Source organism: Rhodococcus sp. LB1, assembly GCF_001583455.1.
Lineage (GTDB): Bacteria > Actinomycetota > Actinomycetes > Mycobacteriales > Mycobacteriaceae > Rhodococcus_F > Rhodococcus_F opacus.
Genome location: NZ_LTCZ01000140.1, coordinates 1 through 19,486, shown reverse-complemented (window position 1 = coordinate 19,486; position 19,486 = coordinate 1). Strand labels below are relative to the sequence as shown.

13 protein-coding genes and 2 pseudogenes are annotated in these 19,486 nt (G+C 64.2%); 8 read left to right on the top strand and 7 right to left on the bottom strand.

Going from position 1 to position 19,486, the window contains the following annotated elements:
* The first annotated feature begins 135 nt into the window (after positions 1-135).
* The gene (locus tag AZG88_RS20280; RefSeq protein ID WP_082833408.1) at positions 136-3,555 is read left to right on the top strand and encodes a protein kinase domain-containing protein; all 3,420 of its coding nucleotides are present in this window, start codon (positions 136-138) and stop codon (positions 3,553-3,555) included.
* A 735-nt stretch (positions 3,556-4,290) separates the two neighbouring features.
* Here AZG88_RS20280 and AZG88_RS20275 read toward each other — a convergent pair.
* The 3 genes from AZG88_RS20275 to AZG88_RS20265 form a co-directional block, all read right to left on the bottom strand.
* Positions 4,291-4,917 carry a GIY-YIG nuclease family protein gene (locus tag AZG88_RS20275; RefSeq protein ID WP_061698730.1) on the bottom strand — a complete coding sequence of 209 codons (627 nt, stop codon included), beginning with the start codon at positions 4,915-4,917 and terminating at the stop codon, positions 4,291-4,293.
* A gap of 588 nt (positions 4,918-5,505) precedes the next feature.
* Positions 5,506-6,858 carry an MFS transporter gene (locus AZG88_RS20270; RefSeq protein WP_061698729.1) on the bottom strand — a complete coding sequence of 451 codons (1,353 nt, stop codon included), beginning with the start codon at positions 6,856-6,858 and terminating at the stop codon, positions 5,506-5,508.
* A 143-nt stretch (positions 6,859-7,001) separates the two neighbouring features.
* Complete coding sequence (locus tag AZG88_RS20265; protein WP_082833407.1) at positions 7,002-7,793, bottom strand: FadR/GntR family transcriptional regulator; 792 nt, start codon at positions 7,791-7,793, stop codon at positions 7,002-7,004.
* A 221-nt stretch (positions 7,794-8,014) separates the two neighbouring features.
* Here AZG88_RS20265 and AZG88_RS20260 point away from each other — a divergent pair, with 221 nt between their 5' ends.
* The 6 genes and pseudogenes from AZG88_RS20260 to AZG88_RS20240 all read left to right on the top strand — a co-directional run bounded on the left by AZG88_RS20260 (position 8,015) and on the right by AZG88_RS20240 (position 13,905).
* A complete protein-coding gene (locus AZG88_RS20260) occupies positions 8,015-9,613 on the top strand; it encodes an AMP-binding protein (RefSeq protein ID WP_082833406.1) in 1,599 nt (532 codons plus the stop codon).
* 7 nt (positions 9,614-9,620) lie between these two features.
* Positions 9,621-10,385 carry an enoyl-CoA hydratase-related protein gene (locus tag AZG88_RS20255; RefSeq protein ID WP_061698727.1) on the top strand — a complete coding sequence of 255 codons (765 nt, stop codon included), beginning with the start codon at positions 9,621-9,623 and terminating at the stop codon, positions 10,383-10,385.
* The gene (locus AZG88_RS20250; RefSeq protein WP_061698726.1) at positions 10,382-11,620 is read left to right on the top strand and encodes an acyl-CoA dehydrogenase family protein; all 1,239 of its coding nucleotides are present in this window, start codon (positions 10,382-10,384) and stop codon (positions 11,618-11,620) included. The genes AZG88_RS20255 and AZG88_RS20250 overlap by 4 nt, the downstream gene beginning before the upstream one ends.
* A gap of 8 nt (positions 11,621-11,628) precedes the next feature.
* A complete protein-coding gene (locus tag AZG88_RS20245; protein WP_061698725.1) occupies positions 11,629-12,684 on the top strand; it encodes an acyl-CoA dehydrogenase family protein in 1,056 nt (351 codons plus the stop codon).
* 186 nt (positions 12,685-12,870) lie between these two features.
* A pseudogene (locus tag AZG88_RS51845) lies at positions 12,871-12,969 on the top strand (transposase); the annotation flags it as partial.
* Between the two features lie 642 nt (positions 12,970-13,611).
* A complete protein-coding gene (locus AZG88_RS20240; RefSeq protein WP_061043357.1) occupies positions 13,612-13,905 on the top strand; it encodes a hypothetical protein in 294 nt (97 codons plus the stop codon).
* A 223-nt stretch (positions 13,906-14,128) separates the two neighbouring features.
* Here AZG88_RS20240 and AZG88_RS53860 read toward each other — a convergent pair.
* From AZG88_RS53860 to AZG88_RS55060, 4 genes and pseudogenes are all read right to left on the bottom strand, one after another.
* A pseudogene (locus AZG88_RS53860) lies at positions 14,129-14,313 on the bottom strand (glutamate dehydrogenase); the annotation flags it as partial.
* 206 nt (positions 14,314-14,519) lie between these two features.
* Positions 14,520-15,917: an NAD-dependent malic enzyme gene (locus AZG88_RS20235; RefSeq protein WP_061698724.1), complete on the bottom strand. Its 1,398-nt coding sequence runs from the start codon at positions 15,915-15,917 to the stop codon at positions 14,520-14,522.
* Positions 15,918-16,109: 192 nt separating this feature from the next.
* Positions 16,110-17,663 carry an IS1634 family transposase gene (locus AZG88_RS20230; protein WP_061698723.1) on the bottom strand — a complete coding sequence of 518 codons (1,554 nt, stop codon included), beginning with the start codon at positions 17,661-17,663 and terminating at the stop codon, positions 16,110-16,112.
* Positions 17,664-17,769: 106 nt separating this feature from the next.
* Positions 17,770-17,892: a hypothetical protein gene (locus tag AZG88_RS55060; RefSeq protein ID WP_269455052.1), complete on the bottom strand. Its 123-nt coding sequence runs from the start codon at positions 17,890-17,892 to the stop codon at positions 17,770-17,772.
* Positions 17,893-18,139: 247 nt separating this feature from the next.
* On the opposite strand from AZG88_RS55060, the gene AZG88_RS20225 reads away from it, so the two are divergent.
* Positions 18,140-19,333 carry a hypothetical protein gene (locus tag AZG88_RS20225; RefSeq protein WP_082833405.1) on the top strand — a complete coding sequence of 398 codons (1,194 nt, stop codon included), beginning with the start codon at positions 18,140-18,142 and terminating at the stop codon, positions 19,331-19,333.
* Positions 19,334-19,486 lie beyond the last annotated feature (153 nt).

The following is a 19,486-nucleotide window of genomic DNA, read 5'->3' as shown; positions in this document are numbered from 1 at the left end:
GATGGGGGCGTCATCCTCGAGGGAGCAAACCGGGGCAGCCTTCTATCCCTCAGGGAATAGCCGCTCGCCGGGAACCGGAGCATTGTCACTGGTAAATCGCTCGATTCTTCGACGATCCAGAAGCTGGTCAAGCGCATGAAAACCTGCATTCGAGTCACACCGGATGAGCTGTCCACTGACACCCATCCTCACCGCACGAACGACCACCGCCCGCGAGCAACACCGAGGCACTCGACCGCGGCGACCGCAGCATGGCAAATCGCACCACTATCCCTTCCCGACGAACTGGCGATGGCCGGGTTCGACGACGCCGAAGAGATCGGACGAGGTGGCTTCGGAGCCGTTTACCGCTGCGCCCAAGCAGCCCTGGAGCGGACCGTCGCCGTCAAAGTCATGACCTCAGATCTCGAGCCGTCGAATCTCGGACGATTCCTTCGCGAACAGCGCGCGATGGGCCGACTATCAGGCCACCCGAACATTGTCAGCGTCTTCCAATGCGGGAGCACGGCATCCGACTTGCCATACATAGCAATGCAATTCCATCGCCGCGGGTCTCTCGAGAATCGGATTCATCAACAGGGCCCGCTTACCTGGAACGACGCGCTACGCCTCGGGGTGCGCATCTCCGGCGCCCTGTCCGCCGCCCACAGCGCCGGCATCCTTCATCGCGACGTCAAGCCCGCGAACATACTGCTCACCGACTACGGCGAACCGCAGCTCGCGGACTTCGGTATCGCCCACATCGCTGGTGGTTTCGAGACCGCCCAACACGCCGTCACCGGCACGCTCGCCTACACCGCCCCGGAGATACTGCAAGGTGCTTGCCCAACTGCTGCCGCGGACGTCTATGCGCTCGCATCGACAATGTTCTACGCCATGACCGGCCACGCCGCATACGAGCGAGAAGCCAACGAACCGATTGTCGCCCACTACCTCCGAGTGACGACCCAACCGATTCCCGACCTCCGACACCTCGGAGTTCCCGACAATGTCTGCGCCGAGATTGAACGAGCCATGTCAACAAAACCCGAGGACCGTCCCTCCACAGCCGCAGAGTTCGGAAACCGTCTTCGGCGAATGCAACGCCTTAACGGTTGCCCGGTGGACGACATGGCCCTGATCACTCATCGCGAACCTCACCCGACCACTGAGTCAGCACGCCCACCCCTGCCGGACACCGCGGGCGAAGCCATCCACTCCCAACCGGAACCGGCTCTCACCGTCGTGCCCACTGCTACGGGCCAAGACCTGAGCACCTCCCCCAAGGTCCGAGGCAATCTGCCCGCAGACCTGACCACCTTCGTCGGACGCCGCCACGAAATAGCAACCACCAAAAGCCTACTGGCCGAGTCGCGCCTCGTGACACTGATCGGGACCGGAGGAGTCGGAAAGACCCGGCTCGCGACAAAGGTGGCCGCCGAATCACATCGCGCATTCGGAGACGGTGTGTGGCTGATCGAACTCAGCGAGCTGACCGACAGCGACTTCCTCGTCGACACTGTTGCCTACACGCTCGGGATCCAAGAACAACCCGACAAACACCGCCTTCACGGGCTCATCGAGTACCTCCGGTCACGCCAATGCATGCTTGTCCTCGACAACTGTGAGCACCTCATCGAAGCCACCGCCGCCTTCACTGAGACACTCCTCAAGTCCTGCCCCGAGCTACGAATCCTTGCTACCAGCCGCGAACCACTGGGCCTCGGCGGTGAAACACTCCATCGGGTACAACCCTTGGCCACCCCAGACTCGCGAAGAACACGATCGATGCAGGCGATGAGCCAATACGACGCCGTGACATTGTTCCTCGCCCGCGCCACCGCCGCACTCCCCGAATTTGAACTCACAGAGGATAACTGGAGTCAGGTCGCTCGCATCTGCAAACAGCTCGACGGACTACCACTCGCGATCGAGCTGGCCGCGGTCCGCCTACGCGCGATCTCGATCGACCAGATCTATGACAAACTCACCGACCGCTACAAACTGCTCTCACGAGGTCGGCGGGGCGCACCGACCCGCCAGCAATCCCTGCGGCTGTGCATCGACTGGAGTCACGACCTCTGCACACCCCAGGAGCGCACGCTCTGGTCACGACTATCGGTTTTTGCCGGCAGTTTTGAATTGGATGCAGCCGAAGCTATTTACGCCGATGGTCTGGCCACCCACTACGTCCTGGATATCATCGCGTCGTTGGTCGACAAGTCGATTCTGCTTCGAGAGGAGGAGGGACTCACGGTCCGCTACCGCATGCTCGAAACTTTGCGCGAGTACGGCCGCGAGAAACTGCACGGCGCTGAAGACATCATGACGCAGAGGCGCCGCCACAGCGATTGGTACCGGCAGATGGCCCGTGAGGCAGAAGCCGAGTGGGTGAGTGCACACCAGCTGACGTGGATCCTTCGATTGGATCGCGAGCAACCGAATCTTCGGGACGCACTACAGTTCCGCATCGCACAGCGGGAACCGGATTCGATTGACTTCGCCGCCGCCCTGTATCCCTTTTGGTTTTCTCGCGGTCTTCTCAGCGAAGGGCGACGATGGCTCGACAGCGCATTGCCTACAGATGACGGTACACATCCGGTGGACACTGTGAGGGCACTGTGCGCTCAGAGCGTGCTCGCCGGTCGCCAAGGCGACCTCTCCGCTGGAGAGCAACTACTTACCGTAGCCGGCACTGCGACCACCCAAGTCGACGATGTAGTGGCACAGGCGCATCTGCACCACGCCGAAGGCATGCACTCGCTGTACTCCGGCAGCCTACAGATAGCTGCAACGTCTTTTACCGCGGCTCTCGAGGTCCTCGATACCCACCCCATGCCCTTCCTGCGGATCTCCACACTCCAAGGACTCGGACTCGCCAGCGGACTCCTCGGCGACACCGAACAAGCGATCGCCCGCAACGAGGAAGCCCTCACCCTCAGCGCCGACCTGGGAGAATCGGTCTACCGCGCCCGATCCTTCTGGGTTCTGGGTCTGCAGGTCTGGCAACTCGGCAACCGTGACCGAGCGACGGGGCTCCTCGGTCAGGGACTCCGGATGGCGCGGACCGTCGACGATCCGCTCAGTACAGCCTGGTGTCTGGAGGCACTGGCATGGATCGCTGCCAAGAACGATCAAGCGGAGCACGCCGCGCAGTTGATGGGCGCCGCCGAAGGACTCTGGGAGAGCGTCGGCAGCGCACCAGTTCACATACCGGGCTTACATGTGTATCACGAAGAATGCGCCAACCAGGCGCGTAACACTCTGAGCAGCAGGTGCTTCAACGACACCTATCAGGCCGGACAGAAGATGACGCTCGAGGAGGCGGTGGCCTTCGCCCTTGACGAGGACGCGCCGCTTCCTCCGGCGCACGCCGATTCGGACAACTGCCACCTGACCAAACGCGAACACCAAGTCTCAGAGCTCGTAGCAGAAGGCCTGACCAACAGAGCAATCGCGGCCAGGCTGGTCATCGCCAACCGAACAGCCCAGGGGCACGTCGAACACATCCTCACGAAACTGGGCTTCACCTCACGCGCCCAGATCGCAGCGTGGGTGGTCGCACACAAACAGTGATCCCACATGTGGCGCAGTCCTCATCCTCAGCAGAGGAAAAGACGGTTTCAGGCTATCTCCCAACGTAATGCGGTCAGACAGTCCGCGGTCCTATCGTCTGTCCCAGCGGGTACGCCGGTGGAGACCTAGGCACGCACACAGCTCAGGACATTGACGCTGGCGGCGGGGTAAGAGGAGTGGAAATGACGAACAGGCCAGAGGAGCATCAAGCGAGCACTCGTGAAGATGACTTCATGGTGCAATTCTTCCGACGTTGGTCCGCGTTCGGCGGAGGACCCGCGGAAGACATCATGGTCAACTTCGGAATCTCCAAACACGAGTACGAAGATCGCCTCTACGACCTCGCCTGCAGCAATCGAATTCGCAGGTATCCCCCTGAAGTGAAAGACCTTATCCTCACATTCTGTTCGTCGCGCCGGTTCCGACGACATCGAGGCGCCCACCAAAGACTGCTGCTCGTTTCCGCCTCATCCGACACATCTAACGAAACGTCCGCGCCACTACCCACCCCGTAGGAATCTCAACCTGCCAACCCTATTCCTCTATGCCTTCATTGCGACGCTCAGTCTCATTCGCCCCGCCGCTTGGCACGCATCCCAGAAGACGTCGTCCGCGACCGTGCAACCGCTCACGCGCCACGAACCGCCGCCACTGTCCATATCTATGGTCTGCCAGAACCTTTGACGAGAACCTTGGGTCGCAAAACTTTTGGATGAAACGCGATCGAACCTCGATCTACCGCCCGCCCACGCCGGGGTTCGGAAGGACTGGCAGATCATCAGCCCGGCGCTTCGCAGCGGCACGCGCAGCCTTCAACTGGAGATAGAAGGAGTTACGCGAGTTGCCGTCCAGGTTGAGCGGAACGTCCAAGCCTGCAATCAACCGATCCTCAAGTTCCCACGGCTCCTCATGCGCGATCCACGAGATGAGGGCGTTCTCGGCCATCCACTTCGACAGCAGCGTCTCCCCGGTGTGGAAGGTATACCGCTTACCCGATCCGACACGGCGCAACTCGATCCCGACCTCATCCGCGACCAGGCAACCGAGCGTGAGGCGGAGTGTCGACCCGGCAGCGTTACCGGTGTAGTGGGTCTTGATTCGCTTCCGGATGTTCTGCGTACTGGGAGCCTTGCCGTTGGTCGGCGGCTTGCTCGGACTGATGCCGGTGTAGAGCAGCGTGAGCCCGTCCCGCTTCGCGCACCCCGAGGTGTCGATCTCGGCCGGCAATTTCCGGAACCACCAGCCGTAGACACCAGCAGTCGCTGGAACGGGGCACGGCCTGGCGAGTACCTGCTCACGGGTGTGCGCTGAGGCAGCGAGGTAGAGCGCAGATTCATCCTGCGGGTCAACGATCGGACTCATGCGGAGGATGTTGTCATAGGGCGGCGGCAGCGATCTACGGAACCGTCCACACCCCGGCGCCCGGCAGCAACGTGAAGCTCGGAGTCCCGGGAATCCCGACTGAGGCGACGAGCACTCCCGGACCTGTCCGTACATACCCCCGATTCAGCATGCTTCTCGGTACCACCTGGGTTATTCCGGCAGCTCCTGTCGATAGATTTCGCCACTCGATACTACAGAAGCAATAGTTGGCGTCATCGCTTACAAATCGCGTCATCCCCGGTTTTTCAAAGTCGGTCTGCGCGATGACCCATCCACCGACGGCCGACGACAACATGTAGGGCGGAGCAGCCGTAACACCATATGTCGGAAGAAAGAACTGCACGTCGGTTGGTGCAGCGTGAGCAGTTGACGTCACGGACAACGCGATACCGAAGGACGCGAGGACTGCGCTGGAAGCGGCGGCGATGCCGTGCACGACACGCGACGTACGCACTGCCAGCGCCATGTTGCCCCCTTCACGTCACCCCGCCACGGTAGAGACGGACGATCCCTGTAGTAAGTGTCGCAAAGACGCCGCGATCGGAAATGTCATTCGGGTGGACGACATCAGCGACGTGCGACGGACGCAGCGGTATCCGGATGGGAGGCGGACTCGCGGCGGACGCCGCCGTAGGTTGCAGTTCGGATGCTGAACAGGGTCAGCAACCCGATGAGGCACGATCCTGCGAGAAAGTATGCCGGCGACAAGGCGCTGCCGGTCCGGTCGATCAGCCAGGTGGCGATGTACGCGGCCGTTCCGCCGGTCGCGATCGTCGCCAGGTTGAAGCCCAGAGCGACGCCGGTGAGCCTGACGCGAGAGTTGAACAGCGACGGGAACAGTGGTGCCGTGGCGACCTGTATGAGCGGGGTGCCGAGCGCGAAGACGAAGAAAGCCACGCCCGCGACGACCAGCCCGTGACCGCCCATCAGGGACATGGCCGGGTAAGCAAGGATGCCGGATCCGATCAGTCCGGCTGCCGCGACCGGGACGCTGCCGAATCTGTCGACGAGTAGACCGGCGACCGGCATCAACAGCGCGATCAGCACGATGATGAGCGCGGTCGTCCAGGTGACCGCGGTCCGATCGAATCCGCCTTGGCGGACCAGGTGGATGCCGATGTAGGTGAGCACCATGTAGCCGGTGGCGTTCTGTGCCACGCCGAGCCCGAACACCTGCAGAACCTGCTTGGGGTGTGTGCGGATGAGTTCGGCGAACGGTGACTTCGCCAGGTCGTCCCTGGCCGCGGCATTCTCGAACTGTGCGGTGTCGTCGATGCGGGTCCGGGTCCACAGGCAGAAGAGCAGGAGCGGGACGCCCAGCAGGAACGGGATCCGCCAGCCCCAGCTCGTCATCTGCGGTTCGGTGGTGAGCGCTGACACGGTCCCGACCGCAATCGCGGCGAGCGCGAAACCACCGTTGCTGCCGAGTGCGACGAACGAGGCGCCCAGGCCCTTACGTTTTTCCCCGACGGTCTCATAGACGTAGGTCAATGCTCCGCCGAGTTCACCGCCTGCGGAGAAGCCCTGCACCAGACGCGCGAGGACCAGCAGGATCGGCGCGGCGATGCCCGCGGACGCGTACGTCGGCAGGCATGCCATGAGGAGGCTGCCGACCCCCATCAGCAGTACGGACACCAGCAGGGCGCGCTTGCGTCCGTGCCGGTCGCCGAGGCGGCCGAAGAAAATGCCGCCGATGGGGCGCATGAGGTAGGCCGACGCGAATACGGCGAGGCTGGCGAGCAATGCGGCGGTGGGATCGTTGCCGGGGAAGAACAGTGGACTGACGACCACGGCCAGGTAGGCGTAGACGGTGAGGTCGTAGTACTCAACGATGGTGCCGACAGCTGCGGCGAGAACGCCGCGGCGCCTGGTTTGCTCGACGGTCGGGGTGCGCGAGGTGGAATTCGTGTGGGTCGCCACGAACGTCTCATTTCTGTGCGGAGAGTGAACCGAAGGTGCGCTCACCACAGGTGGGGTGAGTCAGATCCTGCGAGCGCCTCCACACCATAACCGCGCATCCGCTAACTCTGTACATGTTTACGAAAATTGACGGAAGCAGTCCGCTAGAGCTGCCAGCGCACGGGTTCGGAGATGATGTGCGCAAGGCGCTTACGGTAGTACTTCGCGGTGTCATGGACGAAGGCCTCCATTGCCTCTCCCGCGGCGGACGCATTTCGCGCGCGCATGGCATTGAGGACGAGTTGCTGCGCTTCGACGGCGGCGGTGCGGGTGATCTCGGGATGCCGCGAGGGTTCCGCGTCGCGCACCAAGAGCAGCAGTGTTTCCATGAGGATGCGCAGCACCGGGTTTCCGGACGCGGTGTAGATGGTGGTGTGGAACAGTGCATTCTTCTCGATGAAGTTGTCGTAGTCGTCGGGCTGTGTCCGCATACTGTCGAGCGCTGCCTGCAATTCGTCCAGCTGGCCGTTCGTGATTCGAGGAGTTGCCTGTTGCGCGACGACCGGTTCCAGGGTCAGTCGGGTGTCGATGACGTCGCTGAGATTTGCACCCTCGAGCTGCAGGAACAGTTTCATGGTGTTGCCCAGTGATTCGAACTGCGGCCGGCACGCGACCGGGCCGCCGCCGACACCGGCCCGAATGGTGACCAGACCCCGGCTCTCGAGCAGGCGGAGGGCTTCGCGCACGGTCGTGCGCGCCACGCCGTACTCGGCGACCATTTCCTTCTCGGTCTGCAGCCGGTCACCGGCCTCGATGCCGCCCCCGAGGATCTCGTCCGCTATCCGGTTCGCGATGCGCTCGGACATTTTCGGGGCCCTGCCCGGTGCGCGATGGGCATCGTCCTTCGTCATTGCGTCCCCGGTGTACTCGTCGACAGTTCGGTGCATAGCCGCCATGCGTACAAACCCTACCCAGGCCGGAGCGCGAATCGACAAACTCTGTACATATTTAGGGAAAGTGGCTAGCGTGACACCAGTCAACCCGTGGCACCCACTCAACATCCGAACGCAATAATCTCCCGGAGGTAAAGATGTGGCCGACGCGCCCACCGACGCCCGACCTTGTCCGTTCCTACCGAGAGTCAGGGCACTGGCGTGATCAGCCGATCGGGCACTACTTGACACGCGCTGCGTCGCTGTTCCCCGATGCCGTGGCCGTGATCGACGGCGACACACGCCTGACCTTCGCCGACGTCGACCGCGACGCGACCACGCTCGCTGCGGCGCTGCATTCGGTCGGGATCGGTTCCGACGACGTGGTTTCGTTCCAGCTCCCCAATCGGGCCGAAGCGGTCATCATCTACCAGGCGATCATGAAGCTCGGCGCCGTCGCCAACCCCATAGTCCCGATCTACCGAGGGCGCGAGCTGCGGTTCATCCTCGGGCAGGCGCAGGCGTCGGCCGTCTTCATTCCCGCGACCTACCGAGGATTCGACTACGCCGCCATGTATGACCAGCTACTCGACGACTTGCCGCACGTGAAGAAGGTCGTCGTCCTCGGCGACCGTGACGAGCGCAGCACCGACGAGCGGATGACCACATGGAAGGAGCTGCTCGGCAGTGCCCCGGCTGAAGCCGCGAAGGTGGTTGCCGCACTGCAAGAGCCGGATCCAGATCAGGTCTGCCTGCTGCTGTACACCTCTGGGACGACCGCGGATCCGAAGGGCGCGCTGCACAGCCACAACACGCTCGTGTTCGAGAACCTCTCGATGATCGAGTTGTTCGGCCTCAACGAGAACGACGTCATCTTCAACCCCTCACCGGTCACGCACGTGACCGGGGTGAACTGCGCCTTGACACTGCCGTTCCTAGTCGGGGCGCCGGTCGTGCTGCACGATCAGTGGGATCCAGTCGCCGCACTCGACAAGATTGCCCGCGAAGACGCCAGCTTCATGATCTTCTCCACACCGTTCCTGCAAGGGCTACTCGACGCCGCGGTCTCGGCGGGTCGCCCCACTCCGTCGATCAGGTACATCGTGTGCGGCGGCGCTGACATGCCGGACGAACTGACCCGCCGGGCCACCGATCGGCTCGGCACCGTCGTCCGAATGTACGGCGCCACCGAAGGGCCGTCCGTCACAGCAGGCAATCGCTGGGACACAACGCAATTACGCACCCGAACCGACGGGCGAGTCCTCGCGCCCACCGAGGTGATCATCGTCGACCCCGCCGAGCGCCCCGTCGCGCCCGGCTCCGTCGGCGAAGTCCTGTGGCGCGGCCCCGACACCTTCCTCGGGTACCTCGACTCCTCACTCAACGCCGCGGCGTTCACCGAGGACGGCTTCTTCCGGTCCGGTGACCTCGCACGGTTCGACGAAACCGGCGCTATACACATCGAGGGCCGAATCAAGGACATCATCAACCGCTCCGGCGAGAAGATCAGCACTCACGAGGTGGAAAACCTGCTCAGTGAGCACCCCGCCGTCAGCGAGGTCGCCGTCGTCGCCGGGCCGGACGCGACGACCGGTGAGCGGGGCTGCGCCTTCGTCGTCACACACCACGCACAGGACCTCACTCTCGAAGACGTCCACGAGTTCCTGACCGGACGCGAGGTCGCCAAGCAAAAAATCCCCGAGAGCGTCTTCGTGGTGGACGTACTACCCAAGACCGCGAGCGGCAAGATCCAGAAGTTCGCGCTCCGCGACTGGACCCGTAACCGCACCAACCTCCCGCCGCAGATGGTCGGCGTCAGCCTTCATGCGACGCATGAGAAGTGAGAACCACATGACCGAGCACATTCTCATCTCCCAACCCGAACGAGGGATCGCCCTGGTCGAACTCGCCCGCGGCAAGGTCAATGCACTCGACCACCGAATGTACGGCGAACTCGCCGAGACCTTCGACCGGCTATCGGACGATCCCACAGTCAACGTCGCCGTGCTCACAGGACGCGGTCCCGTGTTCTGCGCGGGCAACGACCTCAACGACTTCCGCACCATGGACACGACGAGCGGTGAACTGCAGATGCGCAACGTCCGCCGCGCGATGTTCAACCTCATCGACTGCTCGATCCCCGTCATTGCCGCCGTCAACGGGCCGGCACTAGGCAGCGGACTTGGCCTGACCGCATCGTGCGACCTCGTGGTGGCGTCGGAAAAGGCGACGTTCGGGCTGCCGGAAATGAACGTCGGGGTACTGGGCGGCGGCCGCTTCACCGCCCGCATGCTGCCGCAGCAAGCAATGCGCCGGCTGTTCTTCACCGCAGAAGCCGTCGACGCACACACCCTCGAGCGGTGGGGCGCGCCGATCGAGGTAGTCCCCCACGACACGCTCATGAACACCGCACTCACCCGCGCACGGTCCATCGCCTCGAAGAGCCGTTACGCACTGACCCTGGCGAAGCAATCGTTGAACGGCTGCGAGGGTATGGACCTCAAGCGCGGCTACGAACTCGAACAGACCTTCACCGTCCGGCTGTCCGAGCATCCGGACTCCAAGACTGCGGTCGAGGCACGAATGGCCGCATTGACGAACGGCAAGAACCCATGAGTACCGCAACGCGCGAATTGGCAACACCGGAAGACCTGGACGCGTTCGGCGAGCGCGCCACCGCGTGGCTGTCCCAGCGGCTGGACCGGCATCTGCCGGCCACCGACACCGACCTGCCAGGAAACGACGCGGAGCAGTCCTACGCCATCTTCCACAACCGCACAGAGGCCGAAGAGCGCGAACTACTCGTCCGCGGCAAGGCCTGGCAATCCGCACGCGTCGATGCCGGATTCGGCGCGATCACCTGGTGCCCCGAATGGGGCGGACCGGGCCTGACCGCCTCCCACGAACGGATCTACGTCGAGCTCGAACGTCAGTTCCGCGCCCCGGAGCGGCACGAAACCATCCTCGTGACTGTGGAGCTGATCGCACCGACCATCCATCTGCTCGGCACCGAGGAACAAAAACAACGATTCGTGCAACCGTTCCTGCGTGCCGACGAACTGTGCTGCCAACTATTCTCCGAACCCGGCGCCGGCTCCGACCTGGCCGCGCTCACGACCCGCTCAGTTCGCACCGACACCGGCTGGAAGATCACCGGTCAGAAGGTGTGGAGTTCGGGCGCACAATTCGCCGAATGGGGACTACTCATCGCACGGAGCGACCCCGCCGCACCCAAGCACCGCGGAATGACGGCGTTCCTGGTGCCGATGGACGCCCCAGGAGTCGAAACCCGCCCCATCCGCCAGATGTCCGGCGGTTCCACCTTCAACGAGGTATTCCTCACCGACGTCGAACTGCCTGACTCGCTGCGTCTCGGCGAGGTCGGCGACGGTTGGAACGTCGCATTGACCACCCTCGGATTCGAACGCAGCTCCAGCGGCGGAATCGTCTCCGCCGGCGGCAGCGCAGCCGACCTGATCAGGCTCGCCAGGCAACTTGGCATCACCGACGACCCCCACGTGCGTCAGACACTCGCCCAAGTCGTCGTCTACGAACGCGCCACCGCAATGTTCAACGCCCGGCAGGCCGAGCGCGAACTCGCCGGCCATGTCCCCGGAGTCGAAGGCTCGATCGCCAAGCTCGTGTGGACGCAAAATCTAAAACGCATCGGTGACGCCGCAGCCCGATTCCTCGGACCCCGCATCCTCGCCGACACGGGCACCCAGAACACCTATGCCTGGACCGAGCATCTCCTAGGCGCCCCGGGCTACCGCATCGCCGGCGGGTCCGACGAGATCCAGCGAAACATTATCGGCGAACGCGGCCTCGGGCTGCCCAAAGAACCGCGCTAGGAGCAAACATGGCCCTCGAATTGACCCATGAACAAGAACAACTTCGCGACAGCGTCCGCGCTTACCTCACGAAGAACGCTGATACGAAACACGTACCGTGGGAAGGGCTCATCGGCCTGGGCTTGACCGAGATCCCCTTCCCCGAGCGCTTCAGTGGAGCCGGTTGCACCCTCAAAGACACCTCGGTCGTGATGCACGAACTCGGCCGCACCATCTCCGACGCCCCCTACTTCTCGTCCGTGTGCCTTGCCGGCCTCACCCTCTCGGAATGCGCCTCGGACGTGGGCCGCGCCGCACATCTGCCCGCCATCGCAACAGGCAAACGCACCGCCACGCTGGTCGCCGGGTACCCCTACTTCGACACCCCGATTACCGCCACTGCAACCGGTGACAGCGGGATGATTCTCCGGGGCACGGAAGATTTCGTGGTAAACGGCGACAGCGCAGATCTTCTCGTCGTTGTCGCACGCGGAGAGAAAGGCCTCGAGCTGGCCGTCATCGACGGCGACGCTCCCGGCGTCGTGCGTACCCCACTAGAGTCCCTGGACACCACCCGCCCACTGACCCGGATCGAGTTCTTCGACGCCCACGCACAGACGGTCGGCGACGCGAACCTAGATGCGACGCTGCCACGCGCCCAGGCGTCAGCCCTCGTAGCACTGGCGTCCGAACAGGTCGGCGCCGCCGAGGCGTGCCTGGAAATGTCGGTCGAGTACGCCAAGACCCGGGAGCAGTTCGGCCGACCGATAGGCTCGTTCCAATCGATCAAGCACCGCCTCACCGACATGCTGGTGGCACTCGAATTGGCGCACGCGGCAGTGCTGGACGCTGCGAACTCCGACGAAAAGCCAACAAACGAACTAGCCACTGCAGCGAGCATCGCGCATGTGCTGGCGTCCGAGGCCTTCACCTACGCCACCGAAGAATCCATCCAAATCCACGGCGGTATCGGATTCACCTGGGAACACCCCCTACACAGGTACTTTCGGCGAGCTAAGAGCGACACACTGCTATTCGGCAGCACCGAGACGCACCACGAGGTCATTGCCGCTTCGGTGATATAGGTGTTGTTCGGGGAGTCGGTTCCTTCCAACCGGATTAGCCTGCCGGAATGATTGCAGCCGATCATCACCAATGTCGGTAACGGACGCGCCCGCACACGCGAGATCGGATGGAGCGGCCCACTGTCCACCCTCAGGCTGGCAATCCGGCAGGAACGTCCTCCGCACCCATGCGTGGAGTTGGGATTGATCTGGCGGCAGAGCTGGTCCAAAATCCCCAGGAAACTCAACAAGGAGATCCGGCGGCGGACCGATGTCGTCGGGATTCTCCCCGACCGCTCGTCGGTCCACGACACGGAAAGTCGCCTTTCTCACGTGTCTGCCCGAGCGTTTCGCAACCGGTCCACGTCGGGTGCCCAGCTGCCGTGCGGTCGGCGGACCAGGGTTGGGCTTGGAGATCGGGAAGCAGACCGCGGGCACCCGCACCGACAGATGGCTTGAGCTACGTCCACTCGACAGTCCCGCGGAGCGATCACTTGGCCGCCGTCCGTTCTGCATCTGCCGACGACGACCGGCTCCTCGCTCACGCGTCACGGTCGCTGGCACGGTAGAGCCGCCAGAACCAGATCGCGCCGCCCACCAGGCCGATCAAACCCCGAACCGAACGACCCCACCGCCAGTAGTTCCGGAGGACCCTCGACTGCACCGCAAGCGGGCTGACCGACCAGGCGTTCGACGGCAACCATGAGCGTCCACCACGGCATGCCCCCCGGCCGGAAACGCCCGACACCAGCTCCGTGAAGGCAGCCCTGGTGCGCAGGTCACGCCTTGATTGAATACGGCCGCAGTGGGTATGCAGGCACTGCCCCCGCTCCAGGTCCCACACCTGGGCCGCCTCGCACCCGGTGTCGATCGCCCCGACGATCACCTCACCCGCCCCGGCGACCGAGCCACGACGACACCACGCCGCGACACAGCAGGATCGATCTCATGACCACACACACGCATCTCACCACCGACCACGAGGAAATCCGTCAATGGACCCAAGCCCATCACGGCATCCCCGCCCGGGTCCCCCACACCACGGCCAACGACGTGCTCCGAATCGACCTGCACGGAGTCGACTCCGGACTCGAACACATCTCCTGGACGGAATGGTTCGCCGCCTTCGACCAGCAGGGCCTGGCCCTCAGCTATCCGGATCCGCACCTACAGGGCGGGATCAGCGCCTGGTTCGAACTCGTACCCCGAACCCGACCCCGCACCGCGGACGGCCCCCAGTGATCGCGCGCGCCACACCCCCGCCCTTTCCAGACAAACGACAGGAGTGATGAGTACCCGTCGCAGGGAGGCAGTCGTGAATGCGCCTGCCGGGTCGGTGGGGCCGTTGGCCGAACGGATCTCGGGATGCCGCCGACGAGATCTTCCGGGCCGCGTTCGCCGCCACAATCAAACTCCCGGCTCGCCGGGACGAACGTCGTCGCCACTGAGGCAGGGTCAGGTACTCGCGCATACCGGCCTCGTACAGATGCCAGGCCGCGCCGCCCCCGTGGTGCCGATGCCCTGGATTGCCACCGTCGTGTCGGCCGGAGTCCAGCCACATGCTTTCACCGCACCGATGCAGGCCTGGGCGACTCCGTAACCGCCGATCACATCGCCCAGCAGAAAACCGCTGGGCACCGGGGCGTTCAGATACGACTCCCTCCCCCGATCCCTTCCCGTCCTCCAATCTTCGCGACCCGAGGCGGAGTACCCATGACCTCACATAGAGCACCGCCCCGGCGCGACGCGCTGCAGGGACGGGTGGGCGCGATGCACCATGGGCGCCGGCTCGGGCCTCGGGACGTCTCGCCCGCAGCTGTGATCGCCTGGGACACGGAAACCAATGAGCGAACGGCTCACTTCTCGGACCGTGGCCCCCGCTCGGCCACCTCGCGCACCGCCGCCGCGACCGCCGGCGCGACGGTGGCATCGAACACGCTCGGCACGATGTACGTGGCATTGAGCTCGGACGGCGACACCCTGTCGGCGATCGCGCCAGCCGCGGCGATCAACATCTCGTCGGTGATGTCGACCGCGTGCGCGTCGAGCAGACCACGAAACACCCCCGGGAAGGCGAGGACGTTGTTGATCTGGTTGGGGAAATCCGACCGACCGGTGGCCACCACGGTGGCATGCTCACCGGCGGCGACCGGATCGACCTCCGGGACCGGATTGGCCAGCGCGAACACGATCGACTCGTCGGCCATCGCCGCGATGTCATCGCCCGTGACAATGTTCGGCGCCGAGACCCCGATGAACACGTCCGCCCCGACCAACGCGTCCCGCAGTGATCCCGTCCGAGCCTCGGGATTGGTGTGCTCGGCGATCCAGGTACGAAACTCGTCGGCGGTGTCGTCCGGGGACACGATCCCCCGACGCCCGCAGCCGATGACGTTCGTCGCACCTTGGGCGACGAGCAACCGGATGACAGCGTGCCCGGCGGCGCCGACGCCGGACACCACGATCCGAGCCCGGCCGAGCGACTTGCCGACCACCCGCAGCGCGTTGGTCAGGGCGGCCAGGACCACTATCGCGGTCCCGTGCTGGTCGTCGTGGAACACCGGAATGTCGAGGATACCGCGGAGCCGAGCCTCGATCTCGAAACGCCTTGGGGCGGAGATATCTTCAAGGTTGATCCCGCCGTACACCGGCGCGAGGGCCCGGACGATCTCGACGATGGCATCCGGGTCCTGGGTGTCCAGGCAGACCGGCCAGGCGTCGACACCGCCGAACCGTTTGAACAGTGCCGCCTTGCCCTCCATCACCGGGATCGACGCCGCGGCACCGATGTTGCCCAGACCCAGGACCGCGGAGCCGTCGGTGACCACGGCGACGGTATTGCGTTTGATCGTCAGGCGGCGCACATCCTCGGGGTGTTCAGCGATGGCGGTACACACCCGGGCGACGCCGGGGGTGTAGGCGCGGGAGAGGTCGTCGCGGTGTGTGAGCGGAACCGTGGGGACCACCTCGAGCTTGCCGCCCAAATGCAGAAGGAAGGTGCGGTCGCTGACCTTGCCGACGATCACCCCCGGAACCTCGGCGATCGCGGTAGAGATCTGGTCGGCGTGCGCGACGTCCGAGGCATCGCAGGTGAGGTCGATGACCATGTGGTCGGGATGGCTCTCGACGACATCGAGCGCCGTCATGGCACCTTTCACCGATGCGATCGCGGCCGCCAACGTCGACGTGGTGCCAGCGCCGACCGGTGCATGGACGCGGACGGTGATCGAATAACCGGGGCTGGGACTGGGCATGTAAAGCTCCTGGATACTGAATGATGACCGGCAGGGTTCCGGCCGGATCATCGGGTGCCCGATCGGCACGCACGCACCAGGTGCTTCCGCCCGCAACACCCTTAGTCTGCTCGGCCATCGCCGATCCGGACAAGAGGACAACCATCCGGCTCCGCTCGCCTGACTTGCACAGATTTAGTGTGCCAACGCTGACTACGAGTGCGGGATGTCCAGTGCGGTGAGGATGCGGGCTGCGTCGGCGGTGAGTGGGTCGGCGGCGGTGTGGGGTTGGCCGGCGATGGTCAGGCGGATTTCTTGCAGGGGCCGGAGGGTTTTTACGATGCGTCCGATCGAGATCCCGGTCTCGGCTTGCAGGTAGCGGGCTACGGCGAGGGCGGTGAACACGACGGTGAGGTGGGCTTCGATCGCGTCTCGGGTGTGGTGGAACATCGGCCGCGCCCGTAGATCAGTTTTCGACATGCGGAACGACTGCTCGACGTGCCAGAGGTCGTGATATTTTCCGATGACCTCGCCCGGTGTCATCAGGGTGGCGGAGAGGTTGGTGACGTAGCCCTTCAACCCGACCAGCGACCGGGCCCGGTCGAGAGATGCGCTGTCGAGGGTGCGGCCGCCCGCGGTGGTCTTGACGAACCTCGTCGATTTCGGTGCCTTCGCCCCGTCGACGACCTCGCGGGCCCGGGCTTCTTGGGCGTTCAGGGTTTGGTTGTCGCGGACGGCGCGGCGCTTCGAGTACTGCCACACCGCCCGCCACGACTTCGGATGTCCGGCTGCGTCCCAGACGGGTTCGGTGCGGTGACGGACATTGTTGACGGTGCTCTTCGCATGCCTCGGGGTGACGGTGTCGATGATCTGACCGTCGGTGAAAACGTCACCGTTCCAATGGAAATGGTTCGCCAGATCAGCGGGCGCCTTGGTGACGCGGGAGCCGACGATGAACTTCAGGCCGGCGTCGTCGAGGTCCTTGAGGTTGCCGGCCGACAGCATGCCGGCGTCCGCGGCGACGACCATCTCGACACCGGCGATGTCGTGCCGGGTCTGGAACTGCCGGATCATGGGCACGATCGTGTGGGTTTCGGCCTTGCTGCCCTCGAAGCAGCCGATCTCGAGGGGGAATCCGGTCCGGTCGACGAGCAGTCCGACCACGATCTGTGGATCGACGCGACGTTCCTTCGAGTAGCCGACCTTGCGGAGGTCGTCTTCCTTCTCCGCCTCGAAATACAGGGTCGTCACGTCGTAGAGAATCAGGGACAGGCCTCCGGTCGTCGCGGCATGCTCGAAGCATTTCGTGGCGACACGATCCTGGTAATCGCTTGTAGCGCAACGCTTGAGTGCGTTGGCGTAGGTGTTGCGGTGGGCTGGGGTCAGGCCGATCTCGCCGACGACTCGGGCGGTGTCGCTCATCGAGGTCGGCTCCACGAGTCGACCGAGGACCAACTGGAAGAACGCGTCGTCGTCAATCGCATCGAACCCCAACTTGCGCCATCCGGTCTCGATCACCTCGATCAGCCAGCGGGATCGTTTCGCCGCGATCACCGACCCGCGCTCACCACCACCGAGGCCGAGGTCGAGTTCCTGCTGGCCGGCCTGCAACCTCTCCCGAGCCGTCTGCAGCAGGGCCGTCAACTCGCCGTCCGTGTGTGCGGAGCCGAGGTGCTCGACGACTTTGTCGCGGCGGCCCTGCTTGACCGCGATCTGCACCGCCGTCGCCCCAGATGCAGTCCGAACTTTGCGAATGTACGCCGCCACCTGCCAGATCCTACCGACCCGTTAGTGTGCCAAATCCCGAACCAACAAGCTCTCTACCAGCGCAGACGCCACGTCGACCCTGGCAATCCCCTCCGACCTGTGCAAGTCAGGTCCGGCTCCGCTCGGCGGCGATCGTTCCTCGGAGCGCCCGCACCGGCAGGGCTACGGTGTCGTAGCCGAACTCTGTGCCCTTGGGCTTGCAGTCGCCTACCGGCGCGATGGTGCTCACTGAAAGACGGACACACCCGGGCGCCCGCTAGCGGATCGGCGTGCGGGACGACCCGGACTACCCGAACCATCGGGCACTTCACCATTCCGGTCGAGTCCATGGCCAGGGGTCAAATGCGCATTTGTCTACGACATTGTTCGTTGGGGAGGGGGCAACACGCCCACTCCCTCGACGTCCAAAAGAAGCCAACCATCTTGGTCCTCCCATGCTCAGCACTCATACCCTGACCAGGTCTAACGTCGTGAACATGTCCACAGTGATCACCGCCCCCCTCGAAGCGCTCAAACGCATGATCCCCACCGCAGAGCCACGACACATGGCGGCGACCAGCGGCGCCCCGCTGACGATTCCGGTACCCGCCCCTGTGGATCTCGGCGCACCAATCCCCACCCTCGAGCGCATCCACACCACCCCGGGCGGACCGGGTGCGGCATTGCGCATCGCGCGGCAAGCCGCCGCCGACTTCAAACGTGAGTTCGCCGCGACCGGTACGCCCTCGCGCGTCTCCACACACGACCTGATTACGTTGCCCTATCCGACGAAATTCGGGTTGTGGCGCGCCCCGTCTTCACCGGCACCATTCCTGTTCATCACCAACCGGATGATGATCGTGCGCTGGAACGACAGCGACGGGACACAGAAGACACTCGTTTGGGAGCCCAGCGATTTCGAGCTCGACGCCAACACCCCGTATTTTGCCGCACTCCGCGATCAAACACCGGCGCCGGTGCTCGCCAGAATGCTGACCGAGCACGGCACCGTTCCCGCGAACCTCGCCAGGCTAGGCATCGATCCGGTCGAGGTGGACTACCTGGCCTTCGACCACCTGCACACCCAAGACGTGCGCAGATTACTCGGCACCACCAAGCCCCAGACCGACATTTCCCCCGACACCCCGGTACAGGGTTGGTTCCCCAACGCCAAGCTGGTGGTCCAGCGCCACGAGCTGGAAGCGATGAAGGACCTGCACCCGTTGCAGCGGCCTTGGTACCAGCCCGAGACCTTCATCGATCTCGACCCCGACCGCATCTTGCCCATCGATGGTGACCGACTGCTCGGCCCCGGCGTCGCCCTCATCCGCACTCCCGGCCACGCCACTGGCAACCAAACCTTGTTACTCAACACCGACACCGGCGTGTGGGGGATGTCGGAAAACGTGCTCGCCGCCGAGCTGCTGACCCCCGAACACAGCAAGTTGCCAGGCATTTCCGGGTGGGCTTCGCGGTGGGGCCAAGAACTCATCATCAACGCCAACACCATCGAGTCCACCGCAGAGCAATACACCTTCTGCGTCGTCGAAAAGACCCTCGTCGACCGATCACAGCACGACAGCCGCTTCGTGCAGTTCTTCCCCACCAGCGAACTGACCGCCAGCCCCTTCGCACCGGGCACCCACCCGACTTTCGTCCACGGAAGCCTGGAGCACGGGACGGCGGCGTGACGCCGGTCTTCATCATCGGAGCTACGGGTCCATCAGCCACCGAACTGCCCACAGGCCCAGCGGGAGCTACCGCGACACGTCGGCCCTTCGAGGCGACAAGCTTTGCAGAAGCCGGTTCCGCAACCGGATCGGTCTAGGGCATGTCTCCCAATA

What these genes read in the sequence shown, in the direction of transcription:
- AZG88_RS20240 (WP_061043357.1), top strand. Translation starts at nt 13,612, where the DNA reads ATGACCACACACACGCATCTCACCACCGACCACGAGGAAATCCGTCAA.
- AZG88_RS20255 (WP_061698727.1), top strand. Translation starts at nt 9,621, where the DNA reads ATGACCGAGCACATTCTCATCTCCCAACCCGAACGAGGGATCGCCCTG.
- AZG88_RS20265 (WP_082833407.1), bottom strand. Translation starts at nt 7,793, where the DNA reads ATGGCGGCTATGCACCGAACTGTCGACGAGTACACCGGGGACGCAATG.
- AZG88_RS20225 (WP_082833405.1), top strand. Translation starts at nt 18,140, where the DNA reads ATGTCCACAGTGATCACCGCCCCCCTCGAAGCGCTCAAACGCATGATC.
- AZG88_RS20245 (WP_061698725.1), top strand. Translation starts at nt 11,629, where the DNA reads ATGGCCCTCGAATTGACCCATGAACAAGAACAACTTCGCGACAGCGTC.
- AZG88_RS20275 (WP_061698730.1), bottom strand. Translation starts at nt 4,917, where the DNA reads ATGAGTCCGATCGTTGACCCGCAGGATGAATCTGCGCTCTACCTCGCT.
- AZG88_RS20280 (WP_082833408.1), top strand. Translation starts at nt 136, where the DNA reads ATGAAAACCTGCATTCGAGTCACACCGGATGAGCTGTCCACTGACACC.
- AZG88_RS20250 (WP_061698726.1), top strand. Translation starts at nt 10,382, where the DNA reads ATGAGTACCGCAACGCGCGAATTGGCAACACCGGAAGACCTGGACGCG.
- AZG88_RS20235 (WP_061698724.1), bottom strand. Translation starts at nt 15,917, where the DNA reads ATGCCCAGTCCCAGCCCCGGTTATTCGATCACCGTCCGCGTCCATGCA.